Source organism: Paenibacillus sp. FA6, assembly GCF_051550225.1.
Classification (GTDB): Bacteria; Bacillota; Bacilli; order Paenibacillales; family Paenibacillaceae; genus Paenibacillus_AQ.
This window is the reverse complement of record NZ_CP188820.1, coordinates 2,420,371-2,445,608: the sequence shown is the minus strand read 5'-3', so window position 1 is coordinate 2,445,608 and position 25,238 is coordinate 2,420,371. Positions and strand designations below refer to the sequence as shown.

At 41.7% G+C, this 25,238-nt stretch carries 25 protein-coding genes, 3 pseudogenes and 1 riboswitch; of the genes and pseudogenes, 23 read left to right on the top strand and 5 right to left on the bottom strand.

What is annotated here, in order from left to right; genetic code table 11:
- Positions 1-16: 16 nt before the first annotated feature.
- The 13 genes and pseudogenes from ACP8HI_RS11405 to ACP8HI_RS11345 all read left to right on the top strand — a co-directional run bounded on the left by ACP8HI_RS11405 (position 17) and on the right by ACP8HI_RS11345 (position 12,873).
- Positions 17-874, top strand: a complete 858-nt coding sequence (locus tag ACP8HI_RS11405) for a glycoside hydrolase family 88/105 protein (RefSeq protein ID WP_438351187.1) — start codon at positions 17-19, stop codon at positions 872-874.
- Positions 875-1,131: 257 nt separating this feature from the next.
- A pseudogene (locus ACP8HI_RS11400) lies at positions 1,132-1,840 on the top strand (transposase); the annotation flags it as partial.
- A gap of 1,090 nt (positions 1,841-2,930) precedes the next feature.
- On the top strand, positions 2,931-3,977 hold the full coding sequence (locus ACP8HI_RS11395) for a LacI family DNA-binding transcriptional regulator (protein ID WP_438351186.1): 1,047 nt from the start codon (positions 2,931-2,933) through the stop codon (positions 3,975-3,977).
- A gap of 2 nt (positions 3,978-3,979) precedes the next feature.
- Positions 3,980-5,404 carry an extracellular solute-binding protein gene (locus tag ACP8HI_RS11390; RefSeq protein ID WP_438351789.1) on the top strand — a complete coding sequence of 475 codons (1,425 nt, stop codon included), beginning with the start codon at positions 3,980-3,982 and terminating at the stop codon, positions 5,402-5,404.
- 94 nt (positions 5,405-5,498) lie between these two features.
- Positions 5,499-6,374, top strand: coding sequence for an ABC transporter permease subunit (locus ACP8HI_RS11385; RefSeq protein ID WP_438351185.1), 876 nt, complete (start codon positions 5,499-5,501; stop codon positions 6,372-6,374).
- Positions 6,375-6,377: 3 nt separating this feature from the next.
- Positions 6,378-7,250: a carbohydrate ABC transporter permease gene (locus ACP8HI_RS11380; RefSeq protein ID WP_438351184.1), complete on the top strand. Its 873-nt coding sequence runs from the start codon at positions 6,378-6,380 to the stop codon at positions 7,248-7,250.
- Positions 7,251-7,266: 16 nt separating this feature from the next.
- Positions 7,267-8,568, top strand: coding sequence for a CehA/McbA family metallohydrolase (locus ACP8HI_RS11375; protein ID WP_438351183.1), 1,302 nt, complete (start codon positions 7,267-7,269; stop codon positions 8,566-8,568).
- Positions 8,514-9,791: an MFS transporter gene (locus ACP8HI_RS11370; protein ID WP_438351182.1), complete on the top strand. Its 1,278-nt coding sequence runs from the start codon at positions 8,514-8,516 to the stop codon at positions 9,789-9,791. Before ACP8HI_RS11375 ends, ACP8HI_RS11370 begins: the two co-directional genes overlap by 55 nt.
- A riboswitch (cyclic di-GMP riboswitch) is annotated at positions 9,786-9,866 on the top strand. (Overlaps the previous gene by 6 nt.)
- 69 nt (positions 9,867-9,935) lie before the next feature.
- Positions 9,936-10,199 (top strand): response regulator, encoded by a 264-nt coding sequence (locus ACP8HI_RS11365; protein WP_438351181.1) that lies wholly within the window; start codon positions 9,936-9,938, stop codon positions 10,197-10,199.
- 27 nt (positions 10,200-10,226) lie between these two features.
- On the top strand, positions 10,227-11,006 hold the full coding sequence (locus tag ACP8HI_RS11360; protein ID WP_438351180.1) for a flagellar assembly protein A: 780 nt from the start codon (positions 10,227-10,229) through the stop codon (positions 11,004-11,006).
- Positions 11,007-11,009: 3 nt separating this feature from the next.
- On the top strand, positions 11,010-12,089 hold the full coding sequence (locus tag ACP8HI_RS11355) for a FapA family protein (RefSeq protein WP_438351179.1): 1,080 nt from the start codon (positions 11,010-11,012) through the stop codon (positions 12,087-12,089).
- Positions 12,090-12,463: 374 nt separating this feature from the next.
- Positions 12,464-12,781: pseudogene (locus tag ACP8HI_RS11350) on the top strand (PilZ domain-containing protein); the annotation flags it as partial.
- A complete protein-coding gene (locus ACP8HI_RS11345; RefSeq protein ID WP_438351788.1) occupies positions 12,772-12,873 on the top strand; it encodes a winged helix-turn-helix transcriptional regulator in 102 nt (33 codons plus the stop codon). The pseudogene ACP8HI_RS11350 and the gene ACP8HI_RS11345, both read left to right, overlap by 10 nt.
- 46 nt (positions 12,874-12,919) lie before the next feature.
- Here the strand turns inward: ACP8HI_RS11345 and ACP8HI_RS11340 are convergent.
- Positions 12,920-13,056, bottom strand: a pseudogene (locus ACP8HI_RS11340) (winged helix-turn-helix transcriptional regulator); the annotation flags it as partial.
- Positions 13,057-13,299: 243 nt separating this feature from the next.
- On the opposite strand from ACP8HI_RS11340, the gene ACP8HI_RS11335 reads away from it, so the two are divergent.
- Together ACP8HI_RS11335 and ACP8HI_RS11330 are read left to right on the top strand one after the other, a co-directional pair.
- Positions 13,300-13,878, top strand: coding sequence for an NAD(P)H oxidoreductase (locus tag ACP8HI_RS11335; protein ID WP_438351787.1), 579 nt, complete (start codon positions 13,300-13,302; stop codon positions 13,876-13,878).
- A gap of 723 nt (positions 13,879-14,601) precedes the next feature.
- A complete protein-coding gene (locus tag ACP8HI_RS11330) occupies positions 14,602-15,600 on the top strand; it encodes a VanZ family protein (RefSeq protein WP_438351178.1) in 999 nt (332 codons plus the stop codon).
- A gap of 143 nt (positions 15,601-15,743) precedes the next feature.
- Here ACP8HI_RS11330 and ACP8HI_RS11325 read toward each other — a convergent pair whose 3' ends face one another.
- Complete coding sequence (locus ACP8HI_RS11325; RefSeq protein ID WP_438351177.1) at positions 15,744-16,583, bottom strand: malate synthase; 840 nt, start codon at positions 16,581-16,583, stop codon at positions 15,744-15,746.
- 339 nt (positions 16,584-16,922) lie between these two features.
- Between ACP8HI_RS11325 and ACP8HI_RS11320 the strand changes: the two genes are divergently transcribed.
- From ACP8HI_RS11320 to ACP8HI_RS11295, 6 genes are all read left to right on the top strand, one after another.
- Positions 16,923-17,093, top strand: coding sequence for a putative holin-like toxin (locus tag ACP8HI_RS11320; RefSeq protein WP_438351176.1), 171 nt, complete (start codon positions 16,923-16,925; stop codon positions 17,091-17,093).
- A complete protein-coding gene (locus ACP8HI_RS11315) occupies positions 17,062-17,412 on the top strand; it encodes a DNA/RNA helicase domain-containing protein (RefSeq protein WP_438351175.1) in 351 nt (116 codons plus the stop codon). Before ACP8HI_RS11320 ends, ACP8HI_RS11315 begins: the two co-directional genes overlap by 32 nt.
- 368 nt (positions 17,413-17,780) lie before the next feature.
- Positions 17,781-18,548, top strand: coding sequence for a formylglycine-generating enzyme family protein (locus tag ACP8HI_RS11310; protein ID WP_438351174.1), 768 nt, complete (start codon positions 17,781-17,783; stop codon positions 18,546-18,548).
- Between the two features lie 193 nt (positions 18,549-18,741).
- Complete coding sequence (locus tag ACP8HI_RS11305) at positions 18,742-18,999, top strand: hypothetical protein (protein ID WP_438351173.1); 258 nt, start codon at positions 18,742-18,744, stop codon at positions 18,997-18,999.
- Positions 19,000-19,420: 421 nt separating this feature from the next.
- Positions 19,421-19,987, top strand: coding sequence for an SF0329 family protein (locus tag ACP8HI_RS11300; protein WP_438351172.1), 567 nt, complete (start codon positions 19,421-19,423; stop codon positions 19,985-19,987).
- 167 nt (positions 19,988-20,154) lie between these two features.
- On the top strand, positions 20,155-20,274 hold the full coding sequence (locus ACP8HI_RS11295) for a winged helix-turn-helix transcriptional regulator (protein ID WP_438351171.1): 120 nt from the start codon (positions 20,155-20,157) through the stop codon (positions 20,272-20,274).
- A gap of 381 nt (positions 20,275-20,655) precedes the next feature.
- Here ACP8HI_RS11295 and ACP8HI_RS11290 read toward each other — a convergent pair whose 3' ends face one another.
- Both ACP8HI_RS11290 and ACP8HI_RS11285 read right to left on the bottom strand, forming a co-directional pair.
- A complete protein-coding gene (locus tag ACP8HI_RS11290; protein ID WP_438351170.1) occupies positions 20,656-21,597 on the bottom strand; it encodes an aldo/keto reductase in 942 nt (313 codons plus the stop codon).
- 11 nt (positions 21,598-21,608) lie between these two features.
- On the bottom strand, positions 21,609-22,616 hold the full coding sequence (locus ACP8HI_RS11285; protein WP_438351169.1) for a Gfo/Idh/MocA family oxidoreductase: 1,008 nt from the start codon (positions 22,614-22,616) through the stop codon (positions 21,609-21,611).
- A 113-nt stretch (positions 22,617-22,729) separates the two neighbouring features.
- Between ACP8HI_RS11285 and ACP8HI_RS11280 the strand changes: the two genes are divergently transcribed.
- Both ACP8HI_RS11280 and ACP8HI_RS11275 read left to right on the top strand, forming a co-directional pair.
- Positions 22,730-23,578 (top strand): helix-turn-helix domain-containing protein, encoded by an 849-nt coding sequence (locus tag ACP8HI_RS11280; protein WP_438351168.1) that lies wholly within the window; start codon positions 22,730-22,732, stop codon positions 23,576-23,578.
- Between the two features lie 181 nt (positions 23,579-23,759).
- Positions 23,760-24,326: a DUF4256 domain-containing protein gene (locus ACP8HI_RS11275; protein ID WP_438351167.1), complete on the top strand. Its 567-nt coding sequence runs from the start codon at positions 23,760-23,762 to the stop codon at positions 24,324-24,326.
- Between the two features lie 224 nt (positions 24,327-24,550).
- Here the strand turns inward: ACP8HI_RS11275 and ACP8HI_RS11270 are convergent, their stop codons facing one another.
- Positions 24,551-25,012 carry a hypothetical protein gene (locus ACP8HI_RS11270; protein WP_438351166.1) on the bottom strand — a complete coding sequence of 154 codons (462 nt, stop codon included), beginning with the start codon at positions 25,010-25,012 and terminating at the stop codon, positions 24,551-24,553.
- Positions 25,013-25,238: the final 226 nt, after the last annotated feature.

Here is a 25,238-nt window from a genome sequence, read left to right as displayed (position 1 = left end):
GTAATATCTCGAACTGATGAAGGGGTGGGTCGATGACCGAATCGAGGATGGCTTGCCAAAGCTCTCGGTGAATGGTGTATCAGTCGGTCATGCACTGATTACGTTATATCAGGCTACCGGAGAAGAGCGTTACGCGGAAATCATCAAGCGAATGGCCGATTTCCTACTTAATGAAGCGGAGCGGTTCGACGACGGCGTACTTCAGCATACGGTCAATTCAGAGAAGGACGTTTTCCCTGAGCAGGCTTGGGTGGATACGATGATGATGGCCGGCTACTATCAGTTGCGGATGGGCATCTTGTTCGAACGTGAGGATTATATCAACGATGGGTTGAAGCAGTACCACGGCCACGAGCGCTTTTTGCAGAACGAGGATACGAATCTGTATTACCATGGCTGGGACAATGTGAACCACAATCATATGTCGAGCATCTTCTGGACGCGCGGAAACGCTTGGGCAGCATTGACGATGGTCAAAGCGCTCCCGCTCATACCGGTTCAGAACCCTTCGTACATGATCATTGAGGGCTCGCTGCGCGATCAATGCAGTGCGCTCGTGCGGCTGCAGGCCGACGACGGTCTGTGGCATACGGTGCTGACGAATCGAAACTCCTATACGGAAACGTCCGGATCGGCTGGTATCGCGTTCGCGTTGCTTGGCAACGGTCTATTCAGGAAGCAGGTGCAAAAAGCGTCCGAGGCAATATTGGCTCGAATTAAAGCGGACGGGACGATAACCGGCGTATCGGCTGGAACGGCCGTCATGAACGACGAGCAAGGGTATATGGATGTGCCGGACAAACGGATCCAAGGCTGGGGACAGGGGCTGACTTTGTCGTTTCTGGTGGGGCTTGCGAGAAGACTAGACAAATAGAGAGTGAATCGTAAACAAGAGCTGGGGATTGTCCTTCCGATCGCTGTTTCCCTCTGATTTCTTGATTGTATACCGCACAGCTGTTGAAATCAGAGGGCAAAGCATATGCTTCCGAAGTAGCTTTCCTACTGAAAGCCTGTAGGCGAACGCTATCGCTTCTTCAGGACAATTCCGTCACCTGCGCTACTTCGAACATATGGTCTGACTTTCTGCGAATATCAGTTTTGTTTAGGGCATCTTTTACTCAAAGTCCATGCATAGCTAATTGCGATATAGTCGTACCTAAAGATAATATGGTACGTCAAATGAATGATCTCGTTGGTTTTTCTTTTGTTCATGAAGAGTTGCAGAATAAATATTGTCTCGATAATGGTAGCAACGCAGTGCCTCCCATTCGTATGTTCAAATACTTCTTAGATATGGCAGCAGAAGATGGCGTCATTGATTCAAGCTCCTCAACAAAATTTCGTAAACTTCGTTTGATAGATGTAAACCTACTAGACTGCTTATTCATAAAACAGTATAAATCGCATTAGAAAAAGAAATCATAAAAAGTAGCCGATTCCTCTTTCTTTGGCTATAAAACACATCTTGTGATGAGTGAAGATCGTATCATTACAGCCGCAGTGATACGACAGGCGAAAAAAGTGATGGGAAACAACTTCAAACCTTAATTGAATGAAATCCGCCAAACCGGTATGAAAATCGATACCGTCATTAGAGATACATACAGCCTGTTCTTATGCTAATCAAAATGAATTACAATTAGTATCCAAGTTGAATCTAATGATCACGCAAGGAACACGAAAAAGGGAAGCCGAAATTGAGTTCAATAAAGATGCAGGAATGTATGTTTGTAAGGCTGGACATATGGCGATTCGCAAAGCACGTCAAGGAAGGAAAGATGTAGGGAAAAATCAAGTGGATACCTATTACTTTGATATTGAAAAGTGCAAGCAATGCCCTTTATCAGAGTCTGTAAAATAAATTGTATATTCTCCATCATCTTCCACAGCACTTACATATATGAGTATGTGAAGATATAGGAGATCGACCAAGGATGGATACCGATCTTATAATTCAAGGCATTAACTAAATACGAACAAAGTGGGTAATGTTCCTGCACACGACACATGTTGAGGCGGTTTGCTTGTTGGTGAGGGATTTTATAAAGAACAAATAAAGTCCTGCTAAAACCGGAATAAAGCCTTGCTAGAAAGGGTAGTGCATGGGAAGAGAAGCATAAATTCCCCAACGTTCTACCCGATCTAAAAGCCAAATATAGAATGAAAAATAGCCGAGTGAAATTCAGGGTAAAGCCCCGAGCTCACTCGGTCTTTCTTTTGCCAGGGTAAATACGAACCGATGTAGGTCAATGGTCATGTTGCTGCTTTTAAGGATAATCTCATTATGAATAGTGAGCAAATGAGGACCCTTGATACATAAGGGTTCTTTTTACAATGGAGGCGCATCTTCTAGCCGGTGAGAGACCGGTCACGGAAGGGACCAACCCCCTGTGTAGTCAGGGTGCCTGCGTACGGAGAAATCTGTGCGTAGAAGCACATAGGACGAAAGCAGAAACGGATCAGAACCGCGTATATTACACGACTCAGAAGTGGCTTTAATCAAAAGCGGAAAAGCACATCAGGGAAGTGGTAAAGGTTACGTGGACTAGATTAACTTGAGAATTCAAGCTGGAAGTACTGCAATGCTACACCTCGCCAAGCATTACGGAGTCCGCCCAATGTCACCTCCAAGTAATACCGTCACATTGTCTGTTCCTTGGTAGTCCTCTTCACGGCGATCTCCTATCCCCTATAAAAAACAAAAATAAAAAAAGATTACAGAGAAATTACATTTCGACAATATTCGGCTAACAAAACCGGTTTAATATGAGATCTATAGGAATAGTCCTTTTTAAAAAGAGATAGGGGGCGAGTGGAGAAGCAAAATAGGGGGAAACGCAAGATAATTAGTTAAACCGGTTTAATGAAATGAGAGATTAGGGTATGAATATATTTCTGCATGTGCAGGAGATAAGAGAGGATTTCTTCCTATGACTACCATTGATGACGTTGCAAGAGCGTCGGGCGTATCTAAAGGCACCGTCTCAAGCGTATTCAGCAAAAAAAGGCCGATCAGCAAAGAGGTGTCGGAACGTGTACTGGCTACGGCCAAAGAGCTAAACTATAAGCCCAATTATTTGGCCCGAAGCTTGGCAAACAAGTCGACGCGCATTATCGGGCTCAATATTCAGGGAGAGAAATTCAAGTTCAGCCAGTTCCATTTATCCCTATTAAATGGTGTTCTCAGCGTTTGTTATGAACATGGGTATAGGCTGCTCGTTAATACGTTATCGCAATCTTATCTTGACCAAGTGGAGAACATGGTTACTGACCCCATCGACGGAGAAATCTTGCTAGATCCGCAGAGCGATGACCAGCGAATCGTAGAACGATTAGCTGGTGGATTGCCGGTTGTCTTAATCGGCAGGCCATCCCCAGAATACGAGAATCGCATCTCGTACGTGGACAATGACAATGTGGGCATGACGGAGCAAATTACCCGGTACTTGCTAGGTCTCGGTCATCAGAATTTCTTGTTCCTTAATGCACCGAAGCACAGAACGGTTGCAGTTGACCGGGCGCGCGGGTTTCTAAATGCCGTACAGGAAGCAGAGCTGCCTCAGTCGTCGCATCTTATCGTATTCAAACCGGACATGGACAATTCCTCGCTGGATTTCGGGTATGAGACTACACTTCAAGCGATTCGAGATAATCGTGATATCACGGCAATTATCGCAGATACGGACACAATGGCGCTTGGCGCTTACAAAGCAGCGGAAACACTAGGAATTGATATCCCCAGTCAACTGTCAGTCTTTGCGTTCAGCGACGACTCGGTATTCTCACCAGAGTTCGCACCTCCGCTCACTGGCGTTCGCCTTCATGCTGAACGTTTGGGTCGGGAAGCTGCATCCATGCTAATTGAACAAATGACAAAGGACGTCAAGAGCGTCAAAAGAACAATCGTACCAACCGAAATGGTTATCCGTAGCTCATGTGCAAAACATAATACTATTCTTGGAGGGATTAATTCGTGAATATGAAGAAAAACGCAGTTATAGCTATGATTTTAGCCGGAACCACCCTATTATCCGCTTGTGGCACCAATAACAGTGGTGTTGCGAATTCCTCGCCAACCACGTCTGGAACCGAAACGCCAGCGGTAAGCGCTGATGGCGGGAAACTCGAGATTCTGACTGGTAATGTCGGTGGAAAGACACCAGAAGGCAATGCGGCATTCGAGAAAGAGCTCAGTGAGAAATTGGGTCTGGACGTAACGCTGGACAAGCCAGCAAGCGACTTTGACCAGAAGGTGTTAACCGCGCTTAGCTCAGGAGCGAAGTATGACTTGATTGAAGTTAGCGATTTGGCCAAGCTGGATGCATTCATCAAGCAAGGCGTTGTGACAGATCTATCGGATTTCGTTCAAAGCTCCACGGTGCTATCGGACCCTACAGTCATCCCAACGGGTGAATGGGATCAAGTTAAAGGACCGGATGGGAAAATTTATGGTGTTTTCTCCAAGTTCCAAGGAGCGACGATGCCTATTGTGCGCAAAGACTGGTTAGAAAAGCTGAATCTGCAGGAGCCGAAGACGCTTGATGAACTGTACACTGTCTTGAAGGCGTTCAAGGAAGGCGATCCGGATGGGGATGGAAAAGCGAATACTTACGGATTGAGCACTTCGGGACTATACGATATCCAAGGTATTATGAGCGCGGCTGGACTGAAGAATAGGTACGTCATGCAAGATGGCAAGCGGACGATTCCTTATGCTACCGATGCCGCAATTCCGATGTATGAATGGTTTGCCAAGCTCGTGAAGGAAGGCATTATGGACCCTAACTTCATTACGAACGACACGGCCAAGATGCGTAATCTGTTTCTCACCGATCGCGTTGGCATGGTCACATACTGGGATGCATGGGTAGGAATGTTTAACAATCTCAAGAAAACAGAAGATCCGAATACGACCTTTCAGGCGGAGGGAATGTTGAGCATTCCGGCTGCGGATGGCACAATCCTTATGCGCCGCGGAGATCCGGATTTCTGGATTATTCCAGCGAATGCACCTCATCCAGAAGCTGCTAAGAAGTTCCTTGAGTTCTGGAACACGCAAGAAGGGATTACGTTAGGGAGCTTGGGTGTCCAAGATTTTGACTACACCTTAGACAATGGCACGTATACGCTGACAGAAACCGGCCAAACCGCAAACATGGACCATGGTGTTCCTTATTGGTACAATTCGACGGTTAAATCGCCATTCCCTGCTCTGCCTGGCGTTGAAGATGCCATGGCGTTGTCCAAACAACATGCGACATTGGAGCTTTCCTTATCCACTTGGCCGGATGCTGAGAAAATCGTGAATAACTACGCACTTAAGGCTATGTCAGGTCAGATGGCGGCGAAAGATGCAGTCGCCCAAATGCAGAAAGAATTGAAAAACGCAAACTTAATCGACTAGTAATCCGGTAAGTGTCGAATCAGCAGGCGAGGAAGGTGTTCTAGCTTCCTCGTCGATTATCGGAGTTCATTTGTAAGGAGGAAGCGAAAAGGAAATGAGAACAATCAAGAAAAATGCCATGTTCTACATGATGATGGTTCCTATCGTCGTATATTTCGCTATGTTCGCTTATTATCCGCTCGTGAAAGGGATGCAGACTAGCTTTCAGGACTACAAACTCATGGGTGACCGGCCATATATCGGCTTCGACAATTATGATCTGGTTATCCATGATCCGAGCTTCTGGGATGCGTTATGGAATACGCTGTATATTGGCGGGGGAATTCTCATCGTCGGGTTTATCGCTCCGTTGCTTATTGCGCTCTCTTTGAACGAAGTTATGAAGAGTTGGTTCAAGAAAACCGCGCAGATGTTGCTGTACGTTCCGCATTTGTTATCTTGGGTTGTCATCGGAGGGATTTTCATTTTCCTCCTATCCCCGGATACTGGGCTAGTTAATATGCTGCTCGCGAAAATATTCGGCATGAAGCCGATCAATTTCATGGCGGATGAGTCCTGGGCAAGAAGCATAATGATTGGATCGGCCGTGTGGAAAGACATGGGTTACAACTGTATTTTGTTTCTGGCCGGCATTGCGGCGATCAGCCCATCGTTATACGAAGCCGCGCGAATGGACGGGGCGACCCGGTGGCAGCAAGTTCGCTTTGTAACGCTGCCGCAGTTGATGAACACGATGAAAGTTATTTTCCTGCTCAATACGCTCGGGATTTTCCGAATTTTTGACCAGATTTTCGTCATGCGCAATCTGGCGATCGCTTCAAAGGTCGACGTGCTTATGATGTATACGTTCCAGAAGGGAATTATGGAAATTCGTTTCGGACCTGCGGCCGCTGCTAGCTTCTTCGTTGTCTTATTTACTATGCTACTCACGGTTATGGTTAGAAAAATAACCCGTTTTGACGAGGTGTAACGAATGGGAATTGAACGATTTGAGAGAATGGGTTGGAAGAATAAGATATTTGACTTTTTGAACGCGGCGTTCCTGTTGCTGCTAATGCTGACGATGATTGTCCCTTTTATTAATGTGGTTGCGCTCGCCTTCTCGTCAGGGATGGCATCCATGCAGCCCGATATTATCCTTTTTCCGAAAGATTTCAGCGTGGAAGGCTTTACGACAGTATGGCAAAATTTAGACCTTTGGCGACCATTCATGAACAGCGTAATCGTCACCGTCGCTGGTACGTTCCTTCATGTTTTATTAACTAGCCTAGCGGGTTACGTGCTTATTCAGCCGCAATTGCCAGGCAAGAAGCTCATCATTTCTTTCATCTTGCTGACGATGATGATTCCGCAAGATGCGATCATGATTCCGCTTTACTTAGTGAATAAAGATTTGCATCTCATTAATACGCTGAGCTCCCTTGTTCTATCGGGTATGGTCTCTGGTTTCTCGATCTTGCTTATGCGCAATTATTTCATGGGTGTCCCTTACGAGATGTCCGAGTCCGCGCAGATTGACGGCGCAGGAATGTTTCGCATCTTCGCGACGATGTACATTCGGCTAGCGAAGTCGGGACTTGCTACGATTACTCTATTCGAATTTGTAAGCCGTTGGAACATGTTGACGGCTCCGGTGCTGTACATTAATGATAGTTCCAAAATCACGCTTCAGGTCGCGCTTAAGTCGATGATTACGGATGCGAGTGCCACTTCAAGCAATGTTCTAATTACTACAAACGTTCGAATGGCCGGAATTCTGATTTCGATTATCCCGTTGATAGCGGTCTATCCTTTCGTTCAGAAATATTTCATGAAGGGACTTATGCTTGGCGCTAACAAAGAATAGAGAGGGCGAAGACATCATGGAGATTATCTCAACGCTGTCCTTGAATAGATGGATTGCTAAGGAAGAAGAAAAGACTTACATCGAAGTTCCATTCGCAGTTGAAGGTCGGATCGAACGGATAGAGGTGCAGTATACTTACGAACATTCGGATGGCACAACCGTAATCGATATTGGACTCGGCTCGCCGGAACGAATCGTAGGCTGGAGCGGGGGGGCCAGGGATTCGTTCTTCGTCGGACTGGGCAAAGCGACACCGGGCTACTTGGCCGGTCTCATTCCAGCAGGGGAATGGTATGTCCTGTTAGGTGCATATCGTGTGCCGGAGGGTGGATGCAGGGTGCAAATCAACTTGAAGTTTGTCCACAATCATCCGCGATGGATGAAGGGCGATTTGCATATGCACGGTGTTCACAGCGACGGTTCCTACTCAATCGCGGATGCGATTCAATCTGGTAAGGACAGAGGGCTTGAATTTATGGCCTTTACAGATCACAATAACGCCTCACAGAACTTATCTACCTTGGCAGCCGACGATCAGCTTGTGCTCATCCCCGGGGTAGAACTGACGAGTTACAAGGGACATGCTAATTTGCTCGGACAACTGGATGCGCTGGACGACTTCCGGGTTTTGACACCGGAACAGGCGACGGCCACTTTGCAGCGGGCGGCGGATATGGGCGCATTCGTCTCGTTGAATCATCCGTTCGACCCAGATTGTCCTTGGGAGCTAGGCTTTGATGTTCCATACGATGCGATCGAAGTGTGGAATGGGCCGTGGCGTCCGCTTAATGAGACAGCTGTCCGTTGGTGGCAAGAGCAGTTGGTATCCGGACGCAAGCTCGTGGCGATCGGAGGGAGCGACACGCACAGACCTCATCCTTATGTTGCACACGGAATACCTACGACTTATGTTCGCGCTGAAGCGGAATCGAAGGAGGAGATACTTCGAGCGATCAGGCAAGGGCGCGTAGTGCTTTCGTTTAATACAGACGAGACATTCATCGATCTGTCCATCGATCTGTCCATCGGGAAGGCTGGCGTTGGAGATACGGTGATCGTGGACGAAGAAAAGGAATATGAACTAGCGGTGAGAATAACCGGTGCTGCGGGAGATAAAGTGCAGCTATGGTCCGATCAAGGTTTGGAGCAGGAATGGATCGTAGCAAACGAAGGTATATATTTTTTCCCTGTTGAGGCAGATCGCTTGTTCTACCGCGTGGAGTCGAACCGTCACCTGGCGGATCTGGACTTGACGATTACTTCTTGCCTGACCAATCCGATCTATATCCACAGATTGACGGTGGGGGCATCAGGTTGAACTTGCAAGAAATCACGGAAACCAGCGTAAGTGTCCGTACAAAATTGTCTAAGCCGGCAAAGACGCTATTATCTGTAAACGGGTTAAACGGATTAGGAATGAACCTGTCGAGCTTATTCATTAATGTGTATTGGTACAAGTTGACGCAAGACATGTCAATTACATTGCTTTTCACATTGGTCTCATACGTGGCATGGTTACCAGCCTTTGCACTTGCGGGATGGTTCAGCAAGCGGTTTTCCCGCAAGAGCGCAATCGTAATCGGGACGATAACGCAGCTTGCGTTCTATGGGGTGGTCCTCTTTTACGGTGAGCAGTCGGCTCATTGGATACCCCAGCTTGGCGTGCTCTACGGTGTCGGAGCGGGCTTTTATTGGCTCGGTATCAACGTATTGACGGTCAAACTGACCTCTCCGTCGAACCGAGATTGGTTTAACGGGGCGAATGGGATGATTGGTTCTATCACAGGCATGCTGGGCCCGTTGCTAGCGGGTTGGACAGTGTCTGCTACACCTGATCGAATCGGTTATCCGCTCGTATTTGGCGCGGCATTCCTGTGCTTTTTGTTGTCAATGTTAGCCTCATTTCAGCTCCCTGATGAGACTTCGCGGAAACCGTTCCAAGTGCGCAGCATGCTGGGGATACTAAGACAGGCTGAATGGCGACGTCTGACATTTGCGTTCGTAGCGTTGGCATTCCGTGAAGGCGTACTATCCGCTGCGATCGGCTTATGGGTATTTGTATCGACGCAAAGCGAAGGAACAACCGGACAATTCGCATTCCTGACTACCTTGTTGTCTGTAGTCAGCTTTTATGTGGTAGGTCGATTCGCTCAGGAGCACCACTATCGAGGATTGCTCACCGTGGGCACGACCTTGTTCAGCCTGTCCATGGTTGGCATTTCTATTCACATGAATCAGAGCACATTGCTGCTGTATGGGATTATGGATGCGATTAGCAGGCCGATCTTCGACACGCCTTTTAATACTCTAGCTTACAACTATGTTAGCCGATTTGACCTGGGCGGAAAAATCAGTACGGAGCTCGTCGTTTGGCGAGAATTTGCCCTCAGTGTAGGCCGTATTTCAAGTGTCGGGATGCTAGTCATGTTGTATAAATGGACGGACCCCGATTTGACGTTAGGTTTGTTCTTGGGCGTGATTTTCCTTGTCGGGTTGCTGCCTCTCCTACTCGTTTGGAAGGTCGTAACCGCTAGGAATTAACAAAATCCCATCTACAGTAGGGACGCAAAACTATGGACCTAACGAAGATGATTCTATGGTCGCCAAGTTACCGAAGGTGAGGTGAAAGTTTAAAAACATCACTCATTTGAGGATGTTTTTATTTTTGTATTTGGAGGGGTAAATATGGCAAGAATCATTATTGCTGATGACTCCTACTTTTCGATACTTGATTTATTAATTGTCGATTTTCAAATGCCTAATGTGGATGGCATTTCGCTTATTGAAGAGATAGCTAACGAGGATCCCGATGCAAAATTCATACAATGCACAATTTCGATTAAAAAGTTACAGAATAATCCGAGAATGAACAAGAGTGTTTCGGTAATCACAAAACGGTTTAATAAAACCAAGTTTATCGAATCTCTTACCACAGTCTTAGCAAACTAATCTTGAAAGACAAGGGAGGCGTTACCAATGTCAAATCATATCAGTGAACAAGAAATAATAAAGTTATTGAGTAAACTCGACCAGAATTCTCACTCACATGAACGAGAAGGAAAAGGATCATCTTCAACTATGCGTATGTTTAACCTAGATGATGAGATCATAGATGGATTCATTAAGGTCGAGCATGGAAAGATCATTGTTGGGAATTCTTCCAATGGGGGTAAAGTTCCTACTTTAAATGCAAAAGCTCCAGTCAAGCTCTGGATAGATGGAAAAGAGATAAGTAAAGAGAATAAAGTTACTTCTGAAAGCTTGCTAGAGTGGGAGATTGAAGAAAAGCCCTTATTCGAGATCTTAGTATCGGAAGACAAGTTAGACGCATATTTAACAATTAATCGCTCTCAGAGATATGCGTGGTCGTTAGAAGATAAAACTCTTGAATTAAGTGTAATACTTACTGCTGAGGAAGATACATCAATCATTTTGGAGACCTTCAATCTGCAAGATATTCTTACAGTAGTTGAAAATATGAACATTAAGATGAATCTTGATGTAGCAGTCGTACAAATGGAAATCTGTCAGCCTTCTCATCGGCCAGTAAAAATCGCAAGAGGTAAACCGCCTGTTCGAGGTCAGGATGCCCAACTGGATATGTTCTTCTCGGAAAATATTGAGAATATCTTTACCGAGGTTAGAGGTTTAGTTGATTATAAAAATTACATGAACATTCCATCCGTCAAGTCTGGAGATGTCATTGCTAAGAAAACACCACCTGTTGAAGGACAAACGGGGTATGATGTGTTTTGAAATGTGTTGCTTTCTGATCCGGTTAAGGATATTCGTATTGTTGGGAAGGATAACGTAGAGATTACACTAGATTCCATTGTTATTGCTAAAAAAGAGGGAAGACCTCGAGTTACGGGTAATCAAATTAAGTACTTTGACATCAATACGTCTTACCTTGTGCCAGGTAACGTTGATGTACAAATAGGCAATATTGTATTTTCAGGTGACGTGATAGTCTACGGTGATGTCATGGATAACATGATTATTGAATCACTGGGAAACATTTATGTCGCAGGCAGCGTTTTTAATTCGACTTTAACAGCCACTGGTAGTATCGCTGTGATGGGAAATGTCATCGGAAGTAATCTGTACTCAGGTTATTTTGGCATGCTCTATAACAGACTCTATAAATGTTCTAAACAGCTCATGGACATCCTTAAAGAAATGATTGAAAGCACAAATATACTATTGAATGAAATCGTTAAGAAGAAAATGCAGGCAACGTATGGCCAAGTGTTGCTACTAATAACGGAAAGCAAATATCAACAAGTATGGGATCTTGTGAAAGAATTGTTGGGGGTTATTACAATCATACAGCCTTACAATGAAGATGAACTGCAACAACTGAAAAACTATTTGGAGATATTCTTGCAGCAAACAAAAATAGTGGAAATCATGACAGCTGTGAGAATGGAGAATTTCTTGCGAGTATTGAAGGAAACATTTATGAGAGTCGCTTTAAGTCAGGAATCGCAAGTCCAAATCAACATAAACCAAAGTCAGAACTCAACATTAAAATCGAATGGAGACATCTTTATCCGAAAAGAAGGCGTTATCCAATGCGACCTTTATTCAGAAGGGAATATCATTTTCTATCTGTACAATTCCGTTTGTCGAGGATCCAAGCTTGAAGCAGGAGATACGATCTCTGTCATGAATGTTGGTGGGATTACAGGCGTAGGGACAACCCTTAAAGCAACAAAGAAAATTATTGTAAAGAAAATGTTTGAAGGTCGAGTTATCATTGATCGGCTGAGCATAGATATCTTTGAGCCGATTGAAGATAAGACATTTGATCGTAACAGTTTTAAACAGCTGGATTGAGAAAGTGGGCGATTATTATCGATAATACATAGTTTATCGGAAGAAAGTTAAGTATAAATATTTATTCCAAGCAAGGCAGCCTGCATCTACCTGAGCACAGTATACTAAATGATCATCATCTTGTTCTCTTACAACAACTCGGTATCGAATTATGGATTGAGGATACTAAACTTGTCACAGAATTAATTATGAAGAGATGGTTTCAGAAGTTCGAATGATTTATGAGAAGATACTCAACAATACGGAGCAGCTTTCAAATCGACAGATTCAGAAGCGGGTAATACCGAAGATTCAAGAATTGTGTATTAGTTTAAATATATCCAATGTTATATTGGAGTTAAGTAAAAAGTAGACGTGAAGAAGCATTTCGTTATGAATTTCCCGAACCATTAAAGGGCGAGTTTCAAATTACGAAAATGAATGGAAAGATGGTAGAAAGTCATTTTGGAGATATGGAAATTATTGATATTAGTTTGCATGGGGCCCAAATATGTACCGAATACGACTTTCGGATTAGTGGTAATGAAATTGAGCTGACATTGTATTTTCAAATTATGTCGATTGAATTTTCGATTCCTGGGGTTCTTACCCATCAAGAGCCTTATGGGAAGGAATTTAATTGCGGCATTCATTTTAAAACGGATGATGCGATTCGCCAACAGCTGACAGATGAACTTAAGGCATATGCTTAATCCCCGGTATTACGCAAAAAATGCTGACCACTCAACTAAGAGACCTGGAAAAGGTTCATGTCGACAATTCCAAGGTTTTGGAAGAGGTTTAACTGTACAAAGTAAATTTATACACTCAAAAGAATCGGTATTTGGGATTTCAGACGTCCGTTTCCGTCCTGACATCAAATGATAGATGATTAAAGGCTTCCATTTCCCCCCCCCATTACTTCTAATGCCGCCTCCACTCCAACTTTATACTTCTTTAGTACGCTATTTTTCCTCTTTTCAGTCATCTCTTATTCCTCCGTTAAAGGCTGTGTATTTTCTAGGAACATAGCATTCATTCACTTTGTCCGTTATTCAGGTAAGTTTCTAGGGCATCTATCTAGGGCACTTCTATGTTCCTATGGCACCTGTATCATCCTATAGAACTTGAAAGTGCGTACTTCCATGTTATTTTAGTACTGTTTATAATAGCATCAGCCATTGATTATGGCTACAAGTTAGCTATTGAGAAAGGTAGTGAAGATACAAGTATGAGAGTATTAATCGTTGTTTCGCACCCGAGAAAAGATTCCCTGACCTTTAAGGTTGCCGATCGTTTCGTACAAGGTCTTGCCGAGGCTGGCCACGACTATGAGATATTGGATTTACACGGGATTGGCTTTGACCCTGTTTTAAAAGGAGTAGATGAACCTGACGGGTCAGCTGCGGAACAGTCCTTTTCCCCTGAGGTGGAAATGGAAATAAGGCGAATGAAGGAGCATGATGCCTTGGCATTTATTTTTCCGATTTGGTGGTGGCATTTGCCAGCCATGCTAAAAGGCTATATTGACCGTGTATGGAACAATGGGTTTGCCTACGGTTCGAAGCAGCTTCATCATCAGCATGTCTTGTGGATTGGTTTGGCGGGCGCTTCCAAAGAACAGTTGAAAAAGCGTAACTACGATGAAATGATTACGCATCTGCTCAATGTGGGAATTGCAGATTATTGCGGTGTTTCCAATTCCAAGGTCGAATTTTTATACGAGACTTTGGATTCCAATCCCAAGCATTATGAGATGCTGCTTAACGAAGCTTATCACTTAGGGTTGAATTATGCCAAGGAACAGTAGCCTTAAGTTAAGTCTGAACTCTATGGAGTCTGTCAAAGGAAATGCGATAAACCAATAATGTGAATTTTCAAATTATTTTGAGCATACTTTGTCAGAACGCCGGATCGCCCGCAACGTTGTGGGCGTCCTTTTTCATTGGCATTTGTTCGAATGGAAATGTAGGCATTGCGCTAACGAAGAACGATAGTTTCGGCGTTCGTTACATTTTCGTTCAAAGAAAAGACCATCCTTAGTTTGAGGGTCTTACTTCAAAACTTGTCGTTACAGAAAACCTGGTGATACGTATCAGGCTACTGGTATAGCAAAGAGTTGAGTTGAGAGTAGAAGCAGCAATGCTAAAAGTAACAGTAGATATGTAGGTCATATGCACTCCACACATGTGGAATGCCCAATATTGATGGTGCTGAAAGAATAATTGAGATATGACAGTACATTTCAAAGTATAGAGGGTGAACCTTAAGCTGTTTCAATGGGGAAACTCTGCAAAAGATAGAGAACGAATGATCAGGAGCGCATTTTCAATAACAAGGACGATCACTATCACAATGAGAAGGGCAAGCAATCATTAGTGAAAGTTAAGAGATAATTAACAAATATTTAATCTTTGTTCTCTAAAATGGTATTATAAGTATTTGTACATGCATATAAAATGTCTAAAAAACAACAGCAATTCCAGAGTTGTTGTACATGAGGCAGCCGTTTTGTAGAAGAAAGGATGTAATTATGTATCAAGGAGAGTTACGTAAAATCACCATAATACTGTTAGCATTATATATCGTTTTGATCCTCTTTATGCTGTATATAGGTTTCAACAGAGCTTCTTTTCTTCAAGATTCTAACATACGGTATAATCTAATACCTAGAGGGATTCCTTTACACTTTCCAATTCATTTTTTTGAGTTAGGCAATTTTGTGGCATTTATACCTTTTGGGATTCTCATTCCACTTCTATTCCGTTGTAATTTCATTCGTTTTATTACCTTGTTTATTCTGTCTATTACGATTATTGAAATCTTACAAATGCTTTCTCGTTTAGGATCCTTTGATATTGACGATATCATCATTAATACATTAGGGGCGGCGGTAGGATTTTGGGCACAGCGGTTAGTGCACCGTGATCGAGATAAATTTAAAGGAATCTTTCGAATCATGCTGATAGCGTTTGTAATTTCAATTGGTACGTTTACTGTTGTTGGTGGCATCAATAATTATTTAGAGGAGGGGGGCGGAGAAATCGTTGCCCTGCATGAATTTGCTTTAGAAGAGGGGTCTGTATTGTGGGATGAAAGTCTTTCCGGTTTTACTACAGGACTTACAAAGGTTGAGCCGCAAATAAATGTTTACAGTAGAAAAAACACGAAGACCAATGAGTTTTCGTATATTTTAAACGGCGGGTATGACAATATGGCAGGCTATGTCGCGATACCAGACGATGTTGTCAGTACAGCAAACGGGAGAGTTGAAATCTCTTTTATCGCAGATGGAACAGAAATTTATTCAATTGGTTATCTGTTACTGAATTTACCAGGCGGGAACAGGGAAATCAAGCGTGATTCATTTCAAATCCCTCTACAGGGAGTAAATGAACTCGCCATAAAAATAACGAGCGATGATCCAAATCCGATTACAAATGTCGTGTTGTGGGACGTTACGCTTACAGAAATGAACACTGGACAAAAGATTATTAATAGTATTAAAGAAAAATTAAGATCGTTATTCTAATGGTAAAAAGTGAAACCCAGCCGGACATCTTTAGATGATTGAGACAGCCTTCATAGTTTGGGGAAAAAAATAAGAGACGGTTTGTATGCTTTGTCTCATGATGAGATGAAGCATACGGACCGTCTCTAAATGTCATCTGAGTATTATTGATTTAAAGCTCCTTGCGCCTTTGGGATGTTATCCATGTCAAGGAGATTTATGTGACAGAAGTATTCCAGGAAGTTTTTAGCTTCTTCGATTTCTTCTTCATCTGTTCTTAATGCTATGATATCTTTTAAGATTTGAGCAGTCCAAATGTTATCGAAGTAACGATATTTACCAGAATTCCAGGTCAAGCGTTGAGGAAAGTTTTTATTGACATAATAATTCCAGAAAAGCATATTTGCAGCTTCTTGATCTGTGAGCTTAATTCTAAATTCCATATGGGCGGGGACCATTTCATCATGGCTAAGATCGCTGAAAAACGTTTCGTTTACCATGTAGAGGCCGAGAATACGTCTTTCTGTTTCTGGTTGATTCGATTCTCTTGCAGTCAGAAGACATGCACTGTTCGGAAGCAAACGAGCTACTCTGTTTGGTTGGCCTTTATTTTTTCCGTTTTGAACCTTGCCAGTAGACGCTCGCCAGTCGGTAAATACTTTTTGTTGCTCCTCTTCATCCAGCGACAAAACAATTTGTGAGCTCTCATGAATTTTAAGGTTTTTGAGTTTTTCTCTACGCTGCTGTTCAAGCGCCTGCAACGCCTTTACTTCTTCAACTTTTCTTTCAAGTGCTTCTTTTTTTATTTCCTCATTTGCAATGATTTTCTGCAAAGATTTCGAGGTATTCCGGTCATTTAGTTTGATAAACTTTTCAAAGGCATCAGGGTAAACGAATTTTTTAATATGATCATTAAAATCAATAGTGATGACAGACTCATTTTGATCCACGATACTTCCAATACCAAAGACTTTATGAGTTATTTCTTCATTGAGTAAGTTCACTGACACATTCTCCTCGTATGTATATTTAGGTATTAATTAACACCTATTGTTTTCTGGCTAGCTTGTTTTCAATAGATGAAATGGAGTGAGAAAATGGTTTCTCACATCAAAAAAACCGCACTCAAATTCTGTCATAAAGAAGTTGCGCACGATTATCCTAGTATTATCTAAATATTCATATAATTATATAATACCATATATCCTAATATATTTCCAATATTCAATTGACAACAGTTATTTTTTTATCGTATAATAGAATATTTCGATGTGAAACCATCATCTTTATCTGCCATCGGCACTCAAGGATGTCGGCTCATTTCCCAGCAAGGAGGTGACGCCATGACAGGGTACGAAGCGCTTACTTTAATGATTGCATTTGGATTGGTAGTAATAGATCACGGGAAATTAAGACCTTCCAAGTCTCTTCTGGATGCATTATTAAGCATGATCAAGGGCAAAGAAGAATTATATATGATAGATGAGCAGAAGAGTGTTGCAGAAGGAGCATAAGAAGTCTTTTATAGATAACCTGTTTAAAGGTTCTGGTGTCTTCACAGAGAGTGAAGCCAATCAATTCGATTGCCTGATTGTCGATGAAGCGCATCGTCTGAATGCAAAGTCGATAGGTGCAAAGTTAGTCGAGATGAAGCTAGATTCGCAATTTAGATGTAATGGCTCGGATGGATATCTAGCTTGGATCGATGATGTACTGAATATTCGAAGTACGGCGAATGCGGATAGCTATGATTTTGAATATGATATTCAGATCTTCGATGATCCTAATCAGATGAGAGATGAAATTTATCATCCTTGTATTAAAGATAGGTAGCCGTGGAAGTGCATATCAAGACTGACTAAACAACCTCCCTTTAATCTAGTGGGAGGTTGCTTTATATGTAAATTGCTTGCTGAGATTCTTGTTCAATTAAATATAAAAGTTACACTTGATCGGCTGATCTGCTGAATGTGACATGTTTCCGCATACAACACATGTGGAGTGCCTAATATTGATGGTTCGAAAAGAATAGATGAGTTGTGATACTATGGTTCTAAGGTATTAGTTGTATATGAGAGATACCACAATATAAACAGGCTTGCTAGTATAAATTACGGGGATGCTTTACCACGGATTCGCACTGAACCGAATCATCGATAATGGTAAAGTAGATGAAATATTGAAATAGACAGGAGGTCAATATGACAATCAAGAAGTACGGAAGTGATAGAGAGCGTTTTCTAAAAGAGTTAATGAACATGATGGTACCAATAGAAGGTGGGACTGTTGAATTACGTGATTATATTAATATGAATAAATGGCTTAGTTCAGATTACACTTTATCAGACCCTGGAAGAGGAAGTGATAAAAAGGTTATTACATGGACTGAAACGATCGAACCTTTCTATGTAATGAAGTATCCGGTAACACAGCATTTGTATCAATTTGTCATGCATGAAGAAGTAGAACCGAATGTGAATAACTTGCCAATTACGGAAGTTTCGTGGTTGGATTCGCTTGTCTTTTGTAACGCATTGTCCAGAATACTTGGCAGGACTGAATGCTACACAATCTCAAATGAAAGTGAGAACACTATATATAACAATAAAGCGAATGGCTTTCGATTACTATCAGACGCTGAATGGCAGTATGTGTGCAAAGCGGGAACTAAGGGATATCGGTATGAAAGAATTGATAAGATAGCATGGTATCAAGAAAACTCTAATGGAACAGCTCATCAAGTCGGAAAACTGCTTCCTAACCCATGGGGTGTTTACGATATGATCGGTAATGTTTGGGAGTGGTGCTGGGATCTGTATGATGCCGAACGATATGGGAACTACAGAGTCTTCCGAGGAGGCAGTTGGGCTGAAGTTGAAAACAATTGTGGTTCTACGATTAGAAGGAAAAGCATGCCTGATTTCAGGATAGATGACCTTGGCTTTAGAATAGCGCTTACAAAACAATGAGAACACGACATCGAGCATGCGGTGAATTGAAATGGAGTATTTTAAACACTATGACACCAAGGAATTAGTGACTTCATTCGTCATCGTTATTGTATACTCGACACATGTGGAGTGCGTGGTAGTAATATATTGCGAGGGACATTGAAATGTAAATGATTCAACAAGGTCTGCTGAGAAAGCAGGCTTTTCTTTTATGAACTATCCTAAAGAGTTAATAGTTAAAATGGAAGAAGTTGAATTTATTTACGACACCAGCATAGGCAATGTGTTGAATGGTAATCATGAAGAAGAAAAGCAGTACGTTTTAAAGATTTTGGATTTCTGTACCATAACTTCGAAAGAATTCGTTACATTGATGATTTCGGAAAATTTTGCAATGATGGATAAGAGAATCCCGATACCTCAAGTTTCTTTCCATATCAAATCGACGGAAAAGACGAAATATTTATGAATGCTAAGCATACTGACCTTATGTTAATCGGCCTTTTTCAAAAAAAAGTGAAATAAGAACATGTGGAGCTACTGTCTTAACAATTCAAAGTCGTAAACATTTTTAGAAAAAGTACCCCATCCAAAAAAATGATAGAGATGACTCTAGAATTTGTTCTAATGGATAGCAAGCATTATGTTGACCTCTCCCCACAGCGGTGGAGGTTTTTTCATGCGAATATATACTCGAACATAGAGGAGCGAGGATTGGGTATTGTTAATTTAACTAATATGAACTACTACGTTTATAAGCCTATTCAGAAGAAAATTGAGAATCTCAACGTTACTTGGATTTAGTATGATCGCTGTGTTGGTTATTGTATGATGGATAATAGAATGACTGCCTCAATAGGTATTTATAATATAAAACATAGGAGGATTACATGTCCTGGAGCAAATTGAAGCAACAGTTAGAGAGTTTTCTCAGTCCTGCGTTAAATGGAAGGGTCGAATACACGGCAACCAGCTACCGTTATTTACCTGATAAAGCAGGGATTTGTTATATTGCCGTAGATAAAAAGAACGTACTCAATATGAGAGATACGACCTTAATCAGATGGTATCAGACGGATCTAGAAATTAAGAATGATTCAAATATTCAAATTCCGATCAACAATGAAGAAGTTGAAGCGGTCAGACAAGATACTAAGGGAATCGTTCCGGAGGATCGTCTAATAGTAATTGCTAGAAGTAGAAAAATATCAGAATATGCAAAAGAGCTTTTGTCAGCACAGTCATCATTATGTAAATCTAACTTTAACGTTGTGGCTACTAAATATTTATCCACTTCAATAGAGGATAGCTTAGAGAGCAATGATATTTTATTGAATATTCTAGCTTTGGTGGACAGACGAGTTGGAAAAAAGCGGATTTTAAACATGTCCGAGAAGATGAAGTTAAAGCATCCGATTGTGCAGTATTTTTATGAACTACGACTTAATACGTTATGAAAATAAATCAATCTTTCACCTCCAATTTGGAGGTTTTTCCATGAGACAAGAGGATGGTACTTTTAAGCAAGAAATGCTGTTGAATACTTAATGGTAGATCAATAAGAGGTGAATTCCAAATTGTTTCGAATGCTAGCCTCATAGATATATATATGAGGAGAGTTGAAATGATCGATAAAGTCATTCGTATCTTTAGTATCATCAACGCAATTCAGGCGAATCCAGGAAATTCTGCAGCTGAACTTGCATTGAAATGTGATGTTAATATCCGTACCATCATGAAATGAGACGACAGAGTGCAAAATAGATCCGCGTATGATGGATCAGATGGATCCTACAATATGGTTCTGCGGCAGAGACATTAGAACTGAAATCTGTGCGTGAATCCTTGAAGGGACAATTGAACGAATGGATACAAATGTATTAATAAATGAGGTTTTATTTTTAGATCGGAATGGGTATGTCTCAAGTGGGCATTTTTATTTTATAGGGGTATTATCTAAGAACATAGAGATTAGCAAAGAGGAAAGTTAGTTATGTGAAGGGAAGTTTAGTAATTCAGAATTCGAATTCATCGCCGCCTTGTTCAATATATAACAGTAAAAATCACCGTCAACTGTATCTTCGATTTCTTCAGATGCAGTTGACGGTGAGTATTATTATTTCAATTATTGTTTATGATCCGCTGTTAGATCAAGCCAGTCCATTTCTGCCTTCGTCAGTTTAGTTATTGCGCCTTCGTTGCAAGATGACAGCTCCGCTTCACTGCGTGCTCCAATCAATGCACAAGTTGGAAATGGCTGATTTATCACATAGGCAAGAGCAATTTGTATAGCAGTCAGACCTTTTTGTTCCCCAAGCTGCTTGGCTCTTCTTAGACGCTCCCAATTAGCATCACTATAAAATACACGGACCAAATCGGCATTTTCTCGATTTTCTGGTGTGAACAGACCTGTAAAAAAGCCTCTAGCTTGTGAAGACCATGAAAGTAAAGGCATTTGAACTTCTTCATGCCATTTACAGGTTTCTTCATCTGTGGAAACACAACCTTTCCAGAACGGCTCATTTGCTTTGGCAAGACTTAAGTTAGGGCTGTTGAAAGTAAAACCAGTTAAGCCCGCACGTTGGGCATAGTCATTGGCTTCTTGTATGCGCTGCCAAGTCCAATTCGAAGTGCCAATCGCTTGCACTGTGCCAGCCTCTATATATTCATTTAATGCATCAATAATATGTTCTACGGGTGTATTGGGATCATCACGGTGCAGAGCGTAGAGATCAATGTAGTTTGTTCGTAATCTTTCCAAGCTAAGTGAAAGATCATAGGCAATATCTTTTTTAGCTAATCGTGGCCCATGTTGATCATGATGCGCACCTTTGGTCAAGATTACTAATTCATCTCTATTTCCTCGGTCCTCTAAATATCTACCAATCACTTCTTCACTTTGACCACCGCAATATATATGTGCAGTATCCAAAGAATTGCCACCAATTGCAATAAAAGCATCCATATTATTTTGCACAAGCTCATAGCTGTCATGGACAAAATAATCAGTACCCTTCATCAATCGTGAGACTGGCTTACGGCATCCTGCAATTTGTATATATTCCATTGTAAACACCCCTATTCGCTAAGTTCTATTCTCGTTCTTTTCGTTGCCGATGCGATACAAGCATCAATAATCTTCATATTGTAAACCGCATCTACTGCAGCAAACGGTAGTGGCTTCCCTTGAAGAACTGCTTGCGCAAAGGCATCCGCTTGCAATGAATATGCATTTAGAAACGGTACAGATACTTTGTTTTTCTCGCCGGATTTAATGACATAGAAATGACCACTTTCTTCAGTTGGTGTTACAAATGCGGAAGGAACTTCAATGATTCCCTCGGAACCTAGCACCTCAAGCGGGTTACGGAAATCTGACCACATGCCGCAGTCAAATTGCAACGAGATACCGCCTTCAAATTCAATTAAGCCCGCAGCCATCATATCTACATCATCATGAGCACTGGAAAACTGAGCTTGGACTGTAACTGCCTCTGGTTCTTTTCCTAGCAGCAATCTCGCAGCAGTGATCGGATAGCAACCAACATCGTAAATAGCTCCGCCGCCCATTTCCTTTCGATAACGTACATTGTTCAAATCATTGGCATTATTGAAAGTAAATGCACTGCGAATTCCTCTAACTTCACCGATTTCTCCACTATCAATAATTTGCTTAAGTTGGGTGTATCTCGGATGATAACGATACATAAATGCTTCTGCTAATATAACTCCTGCTTCCTTTGCAGCCTGTACCATTCGCTCTGCTTCTTCTGCATTTAATGCTAACGGTTTTTCGCATAAGACATGCTTTCCTGCTTGGATTGCCTTAATCGTCCATTCATAGTGCAAATGATTGGGTAGTGGTATATAAACAGCATCGATATCGGGATCCTGTAGTAATTGTTCATATGAACCGTAAGTTTTCGGAATTTGAAACTTCACGGCAGTTTCTTGTGCTTTTTCTAAATCTCTGCTTGCAACAGCAACCACTTCATTGAAATGTGATTGAAGAATACCTGGAATAACTGAATTAACTGCAATTCGAGCACTCCCTAAAACTCCCCATTTGAGCTTGTAATCAGACAATTGATTCACTCCTTGATTAGTAGTATATTGTGATTATACTTGCAGTACATTGAAATTAAAATGATATTATTTTGTATAGAAATAAAACAAAATTGTCATCGAGGTGAATTGATTTGCGGCGTCAATTTCATATGGTTACACTATCTGAAAATATTTATTTCATCTATCCTGAGTCCGTTGGTCATTACATCTCAGAGCCTGATCACATTGTACAGCGTAAGCCCAATCAAATGGCTAGTTATAATATTCATGTTGTCGAATCAGGCTATGGTTTTGTTAAGCTAAATGGTGTAGAGCATATTCTCGGTCCGGGAGATGCTGTTATTTACTATCCTCAACAAGAGCAAATTTACTATTCAAGTAAGGATCAGCCTTGGAATATTCGTTGGATTCACTTTTATGGAGATAAGCTGAAAGAGTATTTACTAAGTAATAACATGAAACCCGGACAACTGTGGACATTAAAGCAAACCGAGCTTTGGATTAAACTACATGACGAATTGATGCTAGAGGCAGAAACCAATCTAATGCTTAACCCGACACAATTATCTGCTAGGACGTACGCATTAGTTGTTAATTTTATTGAGCAAGCCATTCCTTTAACGGAGCGGAAGCAAGGGGGAACGAATAAAAAGATATTGGATTTGCTTCCTGATATGCAATCTTCTGCTACTGAACCTTTTCTGCTCGAATATTGGTCAAGCAAAGCGGATGTCAGCCCTCACTATTTCTGCAAGTTATTCAAACAGACCATGTCGATTACACCAATGGAGTTTATTACAAGATGTAGACTGCAAATCGCCAAGCAATGGCTGCTGGAGCGCCGTGATTGCTCAATCGGTCAAATCGCGAATGAATCGGGCTACCCAAGTGTCAGCTATTTCAATAAAAGGTTTATGGAATATGAGAAGATAACCCCCACAACCTATAGAGAGTTTTACGCGATGACGATAGAAATCTAATCTTCGCCTATTCAAATTAAAATTGATACATTATGAAATTGATTCAAGTAGTAAAATTAAGGGTTACAGACGATAATTAACGATATACGCGAATACTGAGGAATAAGCGAAACATGAATACAATGAGTAAGCACGGATATTGTAATTGTTTAAAAAAATACCGAATATGAGGAGAATTAGGATGATAAATGAAAATAAAACGTTGTTACCAGAACAACAAGAAGAACTACTCAAAATATTGCAAGCCCGTTTCGAGAAAAATATGAATCGCCATGAAGGAATGGAATGGGCTCACGTACAAGCAAAACTAGAAGCGAATGCTGAAAAATTGTGGTCGCTTCATGCAATGGAACAAACCGGTGGTGAGCCAGATGTTGTCGGTCATGAGACTGAGAAGGACGAATACATTATGTATGATTGTTCAGCGGAAAGTCCTAAGGGTCGTAGAAGTATTTGTTACGACCGCGAAGCACTGGAATCTAGGAAGGAACACAAGCCAAAAAACAGCGCTATGGATATGGCTAATGAAATGGGAATTGTGATTTTAACAGAAGAACAATATCGAGATCTGCAGAAACTAGGCAGTTTCGATACTAAAACATCGAGTTGGGTGCAAACACCTGAACACATTAGAAAGCTAGGCGGGGCTATATTCTGTGATCGTCGATACGATACAGTGTTTATGTACCACAATGGAGCAGAATCTTATTATGCTGCCAGAAGTTTCCGTGGATGGTTAAGGTTCTGAGGGATTAGATCTAGATTCATATTTTTATAAGGCTAGAAGATTCAGAATCTACGTCAATCCAATCAATGATGATTGAGTTACCTTTGATATGACAATAGATATCACAGAGATTATGTACAGAGACGAGATCGATCCAAGTGCAATAATCAAATCGGTAACTTGAGACTGAAAGAAGTCAAAAAGTCGATCAGCAGGCAAAGAGGTTTTCTTGTCCGTGTGGCGGATCATCCAAGTGACGAGTTGCTGAACTCTGGCTGGTGTAGTGGTCGGAGCCTTCTCGCCTTTCTTTTCGTCCGTATGTCGGAAGCATCCTTGCTCGGCAGCGCGAAAGCCGTTGAGTAAGAATAAGTTTCTCTAAGAGTCGTATAGATCGCGTTGATTAAGGTGTTGTTTTTAACATTCCCCATCAAATTCAGAATAATAGATCCTCTTGCGCTGAGCTTCCCAATTCCGTACTCGATAATAAACGCCCTCTCGAACGACGTATAGTTACACTCCATCAAATGGATGATTGCCCGCGGATATTCTAGGACGATGCGTTTCGGGTCCTTCAAGTCAATGGCACCTTGAACAGCATCATCTGAAAACTGCAAAAACCGAAACTTTCCTATTTTTCCATATAGCTGGGCTGCCTCGTAAACCGTAATTTCCTGATATAAACTCAACGCTTTAGCTAATTGCTGCAAGTGACTTTACTCCTCTGTGATCTCTCTATTGGTTCTCTTCAAATGATAAATAAATCGGCTCGTCTAATACGTCTGCTATTCCTATTACCAAATTGAAACATATCTTCCGAAGCGCTGTCCACTTCAACACCAAAATCAGCTTTTGCCACTAAAGACCTGCGCAAGAGGTTTGCGTGTAGTTGTAACGACCTAGTTAGTTTGGGACAGTCGTAAAAATAGCTGATTT

Bases quoted from the DNA above. Each gene is read 5' to 3' on its own strand.
- ACP8HI_RS11405 (WP_438351187.1), top strand. From the start codon at position 17: ATGAAGGGGTGGGTCGATGACCGAATCGAGGATGGCTTGCCAAAGCTC.
- ACP8HI_RS11395 (WP_438351186.1), top strand. From the start codon at position 2,931: ATGACTACCATTGATGACGTTGCAAGAGCGTCGGGCGTATCTAAAGGC.
- ACP8HI_RS11390 (WP_438351789.1), top strand. From the start codon at position 3,980: ATGAAGAAAAACGCAGTTATAGCTATGATTTTAGCCGGAACCACCCTA.
- ACP8HI_RS11385 (WP_438351185.1), top strand. From the start codon at position 5,499: ATGAGAACAATCAAGAAAAATGCCATGTTCTACATGATGATGGTTCCT.
- ACP8HI_RS11380 (WP_438351184.1), top strand. From the start codon at position 6,378: ATGGGAATTGAACGATTTGAGAGAATGGGTTGGAAGAATAAGATATTT.
- ACP8HI_RS11375 (WP_438351183.1), top strand. From the start codon at position 7,267: ATGGAGATTATCTCAACGCTGTCCTTGAATAGATGGATTGCTAAGGAA.
- ACP8HI_RS11365 (WP_438351181.1), top strand. From the start codon at position 9,936: ATGGCAAGAATCATTATTGCTGATGACTCCTACTTTTCGATACTTGAT.
- ACP8HI_RS11360 (WP_438351180.1), top strand. From the start codon at position 10,227: ATGTCAAATCATATCAGTGAACAAGAAATAATAAAGTTATTGAGTAAA.
- ACP8HI_RS11335 (WP_438351787.1), top strand. From the start codon at position 13,300: ATGAGAGTATTAATCGTTGTTTCGCACCCGAGAAAAGATTCCCTGACC.
- ACP8HI_RS11330 (WP_438351178.1), top strand. From the start codon at position 14,602: ATGTATCAAGGAGAGTTACGTAAAATCACCATAATACTGTTAGCATTA.
- ACP8HI_RS11320 (WP_438351176.1), top strand. From the start codon at position 16,923: ATGACAGGGTACGAAGCGCTTACTTTAATGATTGCATTTGGATTGGTA.
- ACP8HI_RS11315 (WP_438351175.1), top strand. From the start codon at position 17,062: ATGAGCAGAAGAGTGTTGCAGAAGGAGCATAAGAAGTCTTTTATAGAT.
- ACP8HI_RS11310 (WP_438351174.1), top strand. From the start codon at position 17,781: ATGACAATCAAGAAGTACGGAAGTGATAGAGAGCGTTTTCTAAAAGAG.
- ACP8HI_RS11305 (WP_438351173.1), top strand. From the start codon at position 18,742: ATGAACTATCCTAAAGAGTTAATAGTTAAAATGGAAGAAGTTGAATTT.
- ACP8HI_RS11300 (WP_438351172.1), top strand. From the start codon at position 19,421: ATGTCCTGGAGCAAATTGAAGCAACAGTTAGAGAGTTTTCTCAGTCCT.
- ACP8HI_RS11295 (WP_438351171.1), top strand. From the start codon at position 20,155: ATGATCGATAAAGTCATTCGTATCTTTAGTATCATCAACGCAATTCAG.
- ACP8HI_RS11290 (WP_438351170.1), bottom strand. From the start codon at position 21,597: ATGGAATATATACAAATTGCAGGATGCCGTAAGCCAGTCTCACGATTG.
- ACP8HI_RS11275 (WP_438351167.1), top strand. From the start codon at position 23,760: ATGATAAATGAAAATAAAACGTTGTTACCAGAACAACAAGAAGAACTA.